The 9,281-nt window shown below is 71.9% G+C and carries 6 protein-coding genes; 1 reads left to right on the forward strand and 5 read right to left on the reverse strand.

Going from position 1 to position 9,281, the window contains the following annotated elements:
• Positions 1–16: 16 nt before the first annotated feature.
• From ilvC to ADL22_RS15735, 5 genes are all read right to left on the reverse strand, one after another.
• Complete coding sequence (gene ilvC / locus ADL22_RS15715) at positions 17–1,015, reverse strand: ketol-acid reductoisomerase (RefSeq protein WP_066978955.1); 999 nt, start codon at positions 1,013–1,015, stop codon at positions 17–19.
• 102 nt (positions 1,016–1,117) lie between these two features.
• Positions 1,118–1,642: an acetolactate synthase small subunit gene (gene ilvN, locus ADL22_RS15720; protein WP_066978956.1), complete on the reverse strand. Its 525-nt coding sequence runs from the start codon at positions 1,640–1,642 to the stop codon at positions 1,118–1,120.
• Positions 1,643–1,692: 50 nt separating this feature from the next.
• Complete coding sequence (locus tag ADL22_RS15725) at positions 1,693–3,549, reverse strand: acetolactate synthase large subunit (protein WP_066978959.1); 1,857 nt, start codon at positions 3,547–3,549, stop codon at positions 1,693–1,695.
• 208 nt (positions 3,550–3,757) lie between these two features.
• Positions 3,758–6,661, reverse strand: a complete 2,904-nt coding sequence (locus ADL22_RS15730) for a putative bifunctional diguanylate cyclase/phosphodiesterase (RefSeq protein ID WP_066978988.1) — start codon at positions 6,659–6,661, stop codon at positions 3,758–3,760.
• Positions 6,662–6,952: 291 nt separating this feature from the next.
• Positions 6,953–7,951: a 2-hydroxyacid dehydrogenase gene (locus ADL22_RS15735; protein ID WP_066978962.1), complete on the reverse strand. Its 999-nt coding sequence runs from the start codon at positions 7,949–7,951 to the stop codon at positions 6,953–6,955.
• Between the two features lie 88 nt (positions 7,952–8,039).
• On the opposite strand from ADL22_RS15735, the gene ADL22_RS15740 reads away from it, so the two are divergent.
• Positions 8,040–9,122, forward strand: a complete 1,083-nt coding sequence (locus ADL22_RS15740) for an aldo/keto reductase (protein ID WP_066978965.1) — start codon at positions 8,040–8,042, stop codon at positions 9,120–9,122.
• Positions 9,123–9,281: the final 159 nt, after the last annotated feature.

The raw sequence follows: 9,281 nt of genomic DNA on the forward strand, positions 1-9,281 counted from the left end.
CCCCTGGTCCCGGGGCTTACGCCTCGTCGTCCACCCAGCTCATCAGCTGGCGCAGCTTCTTGCCGGTGGTCTCCAGCAGGTGGTCCTCGTCGGCCTTCTTGTACTCGTTGTACTTCGGCAGGCCGGCGTTGTACTCCGCCATCCAGTTGTTGGCGAAGGTACCGTCCTGGATCTCGGTGAGGACCTTCTTCATCTCGGCCTTGGTGGCGTCGGTGATGATCCGCGGGCCGGTGACGTAGTCGCCCCACTCGGCGGTCTCGGAGACCGACCAGCGCATCTTCTCCAGGCCGCCCTCGTACATGAGGTCCACGATCAGCTTCAGCTCGTGGAGGCACTCGAAGTAGGCGATCTCGGGCTGGTAGCCCGCCTCGACCAGGGTCTCGAAGCCGGCCTTGACCAGGGCGGCGGTACCGCCGCAGAGCACGGCCTGCTCGCCGAAGAGGTCGGTCTCGGTCTCCTCGGTGAAGGTGGTCTTGATGACGCCGGCGCGGGTGCCGCCGATGCCCTTGGCGTAGGAGAGCGCCAGCTCGAACGCCTTGCCGGTGGCGTCCTGCTCGACGGCCGCGATGCACGGCACGCCGCGGCCCTCCTCGTACTGGCGGCGGACCAGGTGGCCCGGGCCCTTGGGGGCGACCATGCAGACGTCCACGCCGGCCGGGGCCTTGATGAAGCCGTAGCGGATGTTCAGGCCGTGGCCGAAGAACAGCGCGTCGCCGTCCTTGAGGTTGTCCTTGATGGACTCCTCGTAGACCTTGGCCTGGATCGGGTCCGGCACCAGGATCATGATGACGTCGGCCTCGGCCGCGGCCTCGGCCGGGGTCACCACGCGCAGGCCCTGCTCCTCGGCCTTGGCCTTGGACTTCGAGCCCTCGTGCAGACCGACGCGCACGTCGACGCCCGAGTCGCGCAGGGACAGCGCGTGCGCGTGGCCCTGGCTTCCGTAGCCGATGACCGCCACCTTGCGGTTCTGGATGATGGACAGGTCGGCATCGTCGTCGTAGAACAGCTCGGCCACTTCGGGTTTCTCCTTGGATCTAGCGGGGTGCCCACACAGTACGTCGGGCGGGGAAGGGAAAGTCGGGGGGTCTCGCCATCCGGTCCGCGCGGACCGGCGGAATCAAGCCGAGCGGTCCAGCGCGCGCAGCGAGCGGTCGGTGATGGACCGGGCGCCGCGGCCTATCGCGATCGTGCCGGACTGCACCAGCTCCTTGATGCCGAACGGCTCCAGCATCCGCAGCATCGCCTCCAGCTTGTCGCTGGAACCGGTGGCCTCGATGGTGACGGCGTCCGGCGAGACGTCCACGGTCTTGGCGCGGAACAGCTGCACGATCTCGACGATCTGGGAGCGGGTCTCGTTGTCGGCGCGGACCTTCACCAGGACCAGCTCGCGCTGGATGGCCGAGCCCGGCTCCAGCTCGACGATCTTCAGGACGTTGACGAGCTTGTTGAGCTGCTTGGTCACCTGCTCCAGCGGCAGCGACTCGACGCTGACCACGATGGTGATGCGGGAGATGTCCGGGTGCTCGGTGACACCGACGGCCAGCGAGTCGATGTTGAAGCCGCGGCGGGAGAACAGCGCGGCGATCCGGGCGAGGATGCCGGGCGTGTTCTCCACCAGGACGGAGAGCGTGTGCTTGGACATGTCGTCTTCTCTCTTCTTCCGGTCGTCCGTGACGTCGGCGGTATCGGGCTTCAGTCGTCTTCGCCGTCGCCGAAGTCGGGACGCACGCCCCGGGCGGCCATCACCTCGTCGTTGGAGGTGCCGGCGGCGACCATCGGCCACACCTGGGCGTCCTCGTGGACGATGAAGTCCACCACGACCGGGCGGTCGTTGATGGCGTTGGCCTCCTCGATGACCTTGTCCAGCTCGGCGGGGTCCTCGCAGCGCAGCGCGGCGCAGCCCATCGCCTCGGCGAGCTTGACGAAGTCGGGGACGCGGGTGCCGCGGGCCTCGGGGTTGACGTCGTCGGGGCCGGAGTGCAGCACGGTGTTGGAGTAGCGCTGGTTGTAGAAGAGGGTCTGCCACTGGCGGACCATGCCCAGCGCGCCGTTGTTGATGATCGCGACCTTGATCGGGATGTTGTTCAGCGCGCAGGTGACCAGTTCCTGATTGGTCATCTGGAAGCAGCCGTCGCCGTCGATCGCCCAGACCGTGCGGTCCGGCTTGCCGGCCTTGGCGCCCATGGCGGCCGGCACGGCGTAGCCCATGGTGCCCGCGCCGCCGGAGTTCAGCCAGGTGGCGGGCTGCTCGTAGTCGATGAAGTGGGCGGCCCACATCTGGTGCTGGCCGACGCCGGCGGCGAAGATCGTGCCCTCCGGGGCGAGCTTGCCGATCCGCTGGATGACCTGCTGCGGGGAGAGGCTGCCGTCCTCCGGCAGGTCGTAGCCCAGCGGGTAGGTCTCGCGCCAGCGGTTGAGGTCCTTCCACCAGGCGGTGTAGTCGCCCTTGTGCCCGGCCTCGTGCTCGGCCTGGACCGCGACGATCAGGTCGGCGATGACCTCGCGGGCGTCCCCGACGATCGGCACGTCCGCGGTGCGGTTCTTGCCGATCTCGGCGGGGTCGATATCGGCGTGCACGACCTTGGCGTACGGGGCGAACGAGTCGAGCTTGCCGGTGACCCGGTCGTCGAAGCGGGCGCCCAGGGTGATCAGCAGGTCGGACTTCTGGAGCGCGGCGACGGCGGTGACCGAGCCGTGCATACCGGGCATGCCCAGGTGCTGCGGGTGGGAGTCGGGGAAGGCGCCCAGCGCCATCAGGGTGGTGACGACCGGCGCGCCGGTCAGCTCGGCGAGGACCTTCAGCTCGGCGGTGGCGCCGGCCTTCAGCACGCCGCCGCCGACGTAGAGCACCGGGCGCCTGGACTCGGCGATCAGGCGGGCGGCCTCGCGGATCTGCTTGGCGTGCGGCTTGGTGACCGGGCGGTAGCCGGGCAGGTCGGTGTGCGGCGGCCAGACGAAGGTGGTCCGCGCCTGGAGGGCGTCCTTGGCGATGTCGACCAGGACCGGTCCGGGGCGGCCGCTGGAGGCGACGTGGAACGCCTCGGCGATCGTCTTGGGGATGTCGGCCGGGTCGGTGACCAGCCAGTTGTGCTTGGTGATCGGCATCGTGATGCCGCAGATGTCCGCCTCCTGGAAGGCGTCGGTGCCGATCGCCTTGGACGCGACCTGGCCGGTGATCGCGACCAGCGGCACGGAGTCCATGTGCGCGTCGGCGATCGGGGTGACGAGGTTGGTGGCGCCCGGTCCGGACGTCGCCATGCAGACGCCGACCTTGCCGGTGGCCTGGGCGTAACCGGTGGCGGCGTGTCCCGCGCCCTGCTCGTGCCGCACCAGCACGTGCCGGACCTTCGAGGAGTCCATCATCGGGTCGTACGCCGGGAGGATGGCGCCGCCGGGGATGCCGAACACGGTGTCGGCCCCGACCTCCTCCAGCGAACGGATGAGGGACTGCGCGCCCGTGACGTGCTCGACGATCGCGGGCTGCTGCGATCCGCCGGAGTTACGGGCCCGCGGCTGCGGATGGTGGGCCCCGGTGGCCTGCTCGGTCATCTGCGTCTCTTCTCGAAGCTGAGGGTTTTGACGGGATTTGTGAGGTTGCTGTGCAACAAAAAACCCCTCGTGCCGTGAGGCAAGCGAGGGGAGCGCGCCGGTGTGGTCAGCTGGGTTCGTCAGGGGCCCAGCTTCAGCCGACGCGCTGTCCAAGTACGAGAATTCGGGTGCGCATGGCACTGACCCTCCCCCTCCCGCGCACCGAGTGTCAAGTGGGTGGGACGGAGGTCTCACTATTTGGGCGCAACGGGGGACCGACCAGCGTCTCCGGACCGGCCACCGCCGCGTGCCCGACCGGGCGGCTGCCGCTGAGCACCACCGCCCGGCCCTGGCCCGCCAGATCGGGCACCGGATAGCTGCCGCGGGTCAGCGCCCGGCGCAGCCGCGGTTCGTCCAGCGGACCGGAGAACGCCAGACCCATCCCATGGGTGCACCCCATCGAGCGCAGCGCGAGCACCTGTTCGGGCAGATCGACGCCCTCGGCGACGGAGTGCATGCCGAGGTCGGAGGCGATCCGCAGCAGCCCCGCGGTGATCTTGTGGACCCGCGGCGACTCGACCACACCGTCGATCAGCCCGCGGTCCAGCCGCAGGATGTCGATGGGCAGCCGGCGCAGCGCGGTCATCGCGGCGGACCCGCTGCCGAAGCCGTCCAGCGCGGTCCGTACGCCCAGCCGGCGCAGCGCCACCAGGCGGCGCTCCAGGTCGTCCAGCGGGACGCGGGGGTCGCTCTCGGACAGCTCCAGGACCAGGGACCGGGAGGGCAGGCCGTGGCGGGCCAGCAGCGCCTCGATGGCCTTGGGGGTCAGCGCGCGGTCCAGCAGCCGGCGGGCGGAGAGCCGGACCGCCACCGGGGCCTTGTGGCCGGCGCGGTGCCGGGCGGCGGCCTGCGCCACCGCCTCCTCCAGCTGCCAGCGGCCCAGCTCCGCGGCGCGCTCACCGCCCTCGTCGGTGAGCCGCCCGCGGTCGCCGACCCGCAGGAACTCGGCCGGGGTGAACAGGATGCCCTCCGCGGACCGCCAGCGGGCGTGCGCGGCGACCGCGGTGATCCGGCCGCTGGCCAGCTCGACGACGGGCTGGTGCAGCAGGGTGAACTCGCCGTCCTGGAGGGCGGTGCGGAGCTTTCCGGCCAGCTCGGCGCGGTGCGCGACCTCGTCCTGCATCTGCGGGGCGTAGAGCTCGACCCGGCCCTTGCCGGCCTGCTTGGCGCGGTACATGGCGAGGTCGGCGTTGCGCAGCAGCCCGGCGGGGCTGACGCCGGGCTCGGCGAAGGCGACGCCGATACTGGCCGCGACCCGGACGTCGCGGCCGTCGATGCGGTACGGCTCGGACAGGCGCACCCGCAGCCGGTCCGCGATCTCCAGGATGCGGAACTCCCGGGCCGCGCGGTCGCGGGTGCCGTCGCCGGTGATCAGCGCGGCGAACTCGTCGCCGCCGAGGCGGGCGGCTATGTCCCCGGCCCGCACCGACTCGGCCAGCCGGCGGGCCGCCTGGATCAGCAGTTCGTCGCCCGCCTGGTGGCCGATGGTGTCGTTGACCTGCTTGAAGCCGTCGAGGTCGATGTAGAGCACGGCGGTGTCGAGGTCGCTGGCCCGGCGGCCGGTGACGGCCTTGGTGACCCGCTCGGTGAACAGCGCGCGGTTGGGCAGGTCGGTGAGCGCGTCGTGCGAGGCGTTGTGCTGGAGCTGGGCCTGGAGGCGGACGCGCTCGGTGACGTCGCGGGAGTTGAAGATCAGGCCGCCGTGGTGGCGGTTGACCGTGGACTCGACGTTCAGCCAGCCGTCGCCGCCGGCGCGCCGGCCGCCGGCCCGGAAGCGGCACTCGATCCGGGTGGTCGGCTCGGCCTCCGGGGAGGCGGCGAGGAAGCGGCGGACCTCGTGGACCACGCGCCCCAGGTCCTCGGGGTGGATCAGCGAGGCCAGCTCGGAGCCGACCAGTTCGTCGGCGTCGCGGCCGTAGACCCCGGCGGCGGCCGGGCTGACGTAGCGCAGCACACCGGTGGGGGCGGCGATCATGATGACGTCGCTGGAGCCCTGGACCAGGGAGCGGAAGTGGTTCTCCTTCTGCGCGAGTTCCTGGGTCAGGGTGATGTTGTCGAGCAGCATGATGCCCTGCCGGACGACCAGCGCCAGCACCACCGCGCAGCCGGTGAAGAGCACCACGCGGTCGATCCGGCGCCCGTCCAGGACGTTGGTCAGGATGCCCAGCGTGCAGACCGCGGCGGCCAGATACGGCGTCAGGGCGGCCAGCGAGCCGGCGATGGGGCGGCTGCCGGGCGGCGGCTGCGGGCGGCGGGCCGCCTGCTCCGCGCCCGCGCCGCGCGGCTCGGCGCCCGTCCGGCGGCCCACCCACGGGGCGTACGCCAGCAGCATCGAGCCGGCGAACCAGCCGGCGTCCAGGATCTGCCCGGAGCGGTAGTGCTCGTGCAGCAGCGGGGAGCTGAACAGGGCGTCGCACAGCACCGTCAGGGCCAGCGCGGCGATCGCGGTGTTGATCGCCGAGCGGTGCACCGACGAGCGCCGGAAGTGCAGCACCAGGACCATGCTGACCAGGACGATGTCCAGCAGCGGGTAGGCCAGCGAGAGCGCGCTGCGGGCGACCGTGCGGCCCTGGAAGTGCGCGGTGTGCGCGAGCGCCAGGCTCCAGGAGAGCGTCAGCAGCGACCCGGCGATCAGCCAGGCGTCCAGGCCCAGGCAGATCCACCCGGCCTTGGTCACCGGCCGTTTGGCGAGCACCAGCAGGCCGACGATGGCCGGCGGGGCGAACAGCAGGAAGCAGAAGTCGGCCAGCGACGGGGTCGGCACGGCGGCGCCGCGCACGACCTCGTACCAGCCCCAGACGCCGTTGCCGAGGCCGGCCATGCCGGAGGAGACCGCGAACAGCGTCCAGGCCGGGCGGAAGGGCGTGGCGTACCGGCGGGCGTACAGACCGCAGGAGACGGCCGCCACGAGGGCCGCCACGCTGAGGCCGAAGTCCCCCATCACCATGGCGATCACGGGTGACCCCCAGCCGGCCGCGGAGCCGACCGCGTAGCCGCCGCAGACGACGGCGAGCACCACTTGCGGCACCGGGCTCGGGGAACCACCGGTCCGCGCGGGGGGCCTGGAGAGCATCGCCCCGGGCGCGGTCACCGTTCTCTCCCGTTCTTCCGCGCCGGGCCGCGCCGGGAACGGTGCGTCCGGGGTCCCGGCGGCATGGCCGCGGGTGCTCGTGGATCGCGCGTCTCGCGGATCATCCCTCGGCAGTACATCGCCCGTCGCCCCCCTCGGTTCCGGATCTTTCGTAGCGCGCCGTGACGATCCCGGCGCGTCCCCGCTCGGGACGATACACCAGATCGGTCACTCAGCGACATAGCACCTCTACGGAGCGTAACGGGGGGGCGCTTTTGGATACGGAGAGCAGCCCTACGGCCTCGTAGCGCGATCCACTCCGGATTCCGCTGCCGTGGCGATCACGTTCCGGACCGGCTCGCCGGCCGCGAAAAGCGCCAACTGACCGCGCAGCAGCCGCTTCGCACGGGGCAGGAAGGCAGAGCTGGGGCCGCCGACGTGTGGAGTGATGAGCACGCCGGGAGCGTGCCACAGCGGATGGCCGGCGGGGAGGGGTTCCGGATCGGTGACGTCGAGGGCGGCGCGGAGCCGGCCGGACTCGAGTTCGACGAGGAGCGCGGCGGTGTCCACGACCGGGCCGCGGGCGACGTTCACCAGCAGCGCGCCGTCCTTCATCCGGGCCAGGAAATCCCGTCCGACCAGGCCATGTGTCGTTTCGGTGAGCGGCGTGACGAGGATGACGACGTCCGCGGCCGGCAAGAGGGCGGTCAGCTCGGAGAGTGGATGCACCGGACCGCGCACGGTGTCACGAGAGGTGCGCGCGATGCGCATGACCCGCGCGCACTCAAAAGGCGTGAGCCGGTCCTCGATGGCACTGCCGATCGAACCATAGCCCACAATGAGGACCGACTTGTCGGCGAGCGCCGGCCGGAAATCGGGCCGCCACGCGCCCGCGTCCTGGGCCCGGACGAACTCCGGGATGCCGCGCAGCGCCGCCAGCGTCAGGGTGAGCGCCAGCTCGGCGGTGCTGGCGTCGTGCAGTCCGCGCGCGTTGCACAACCGCGCACCGGTCGGCATCAGCGCGAGCCCCGGGAGGATGTGCTCGACCCCGGCGGTGAGCGTCTGCACCACCCGGACCCGGCTCATCCGCTCCAGGGGGCGCAGGCAGACGTCGGCGGGCTTCATGTACGGGACCGCGTAGAAGACGCACCGGGCCGGGTCCGCGGGGTAGTCGGGGCCGGCGTCCCAGTGGACGTAACGGAAGCCGCCGGGAAGGCCGTCGATCCCGTCGGGCGGGATCGGGAGCCAGACGTCGCCGGCGCCGGCGGTGGTCTGCGGGTCTGCTGTTGCCATGGCCCGAGGCTATGCGAAGAGGCGTTTGGTTCAGACGTTAGTTTGGTCTGGCCCTTGATCGGGGGCGAGGGGACGGAGGCACGACCAGGTGGAGCGCAGGACAATCGGCGCGGCGGCCCTGGAGGTGGGCGCGATCGGCCTCGGCTGCATGCCGATGAGCTGGGGGTACAGCGCGTCGCAGCGCAGCGGGGAGGGGTCGCTGCGGGCGCTGCACGCCGCGCTGGACCGGGGGTGCAGCCTGCTGGACACCGCCGACATGTACGGCCCGTTCACCAACGAGCTGCTGGTGGGGCGGGTCCTGAAGGAGCGGCGCGAGGACGCCTTCGTCTCGACCAAGTGCGGGCTGCTGGCCGGGGATCAGCACATCGTCGCCAACGGGCGGCCCGGCTACATCAAGCGGGCCTGCGACGCCTCGCTGCGCCGGCTCCAGACCGACCGCATCGACCTCTACCAGCTCCACCGCGCGGACCCCGAGGTGCCCATCGAGGAGACCTGGGGGGCGATGGCGGAGCTGGTGGCGGCCGGGAAGGTGCGGGCGCTGGGGCTGTGCGCGGTGGGGGCGCGGGCGGCGCGGCAGCCGCGGTCCCTCCGGGCCGGGGGGCCGAGCTACCGTGCCGGGGCCGGTGCCGGGTCCGGTGCCGGCCCCGGGTCCGGTGTTCGCGGGCCGCGGCGGTCGCGGCTGCACGACGGCACGTTGCGCCAACTGGAGCGCGTGCAGCAGGTGTTCCCGGTCAGCAGCGTGCAGGCGGAGCTGTCGGTGTGGTCGCCGGAGGCGCTGGTGGAGCTGCTGCCGTGGTGCGAGTCGCGCGGCGTCGGCCTGCTGGCCGCGATGCCGCTCGGCAACGGGTTCCTGACCGGCACGCTCACCCCTGGGCAGGGGTTCGAACCGGAGGACATACGGGCCCGGCACCCGCGCTTCACCGCGGAGATGATGGCCGCCAACCAGCCGGTCGTGGCCGGGCTGCGGCGGGTCGGCGCCCGCTACGGGGCCACGCCCGGGCAGGTGGCGCTGGCCTGGGTGCTGGCGCAGGGGCGGCATGTGGTGCCGGTGCCGGGGACGAAGAAGGAGCGGTGGGCGGTGCAGAACGCGAAGGCCGCGGAGCTGGTGTTGAGCGCGGAGGATCTGCGGGAGATTCGTGGGCTGCCGCCGGCTCGGGAGTCTTGGTACTAACCGCTGCGCCTGGCTGGCTCCCCACGTGGTCGGCCGTCCCGCCGTTGGGGGCTTTTCTGGTGCGCCTGCGGCGCCGGTCCGCTGCGCTTGGCTGGCTTCCCACGTTGTCGGCTTTCCCGCCGTGGGTGGTTTTGCGCCTGCGGCGCCGGTCCGCTGCGC

The organism is Streptomyces sp. NRRL F-4489, from assembly GCF_001509485.1.
Classification (GTDB): Bacteria; Actinomycetota; Actinomycetes; order Streptomycetales; family Streptomycetaceae; genus Streptomyces.

What these genes read in the sequence shown, in the direction of transcription:
- ADL22_RS15725 (WP_066978959.1), bottom strand. Translation starts at nt 3,549, where the DNA reads ATGACCGAGCAGGCCACCGGGGCCCACCATCCGCAGCCGCGGGCCCGT.
- ADL22_RS15735 (WP_066978962.1), bottom strand. Translation starts at nt 7,951, where the DNA reads ATGGCAACAGCAGACCCGCAGACCACCGCCGGCGCCGGCGACGTCTGG.
- ilvN (WP_066978956.1), bottom strand. Translation starts at nt 1,642, where the DNA reads ATGTCCAAGCACACGCTCTCCGTCCTGGTGGAGAACACGCCCGGCATC.
- ADL22_RS15730 (WP_066978988.1), bottom strand. Translation starts at nt 6,661, where the DNA reads ATGCTCTCCAGGCCCCCCGCGCGGACCGGTGGTTCCCCGAGCCCGGTG.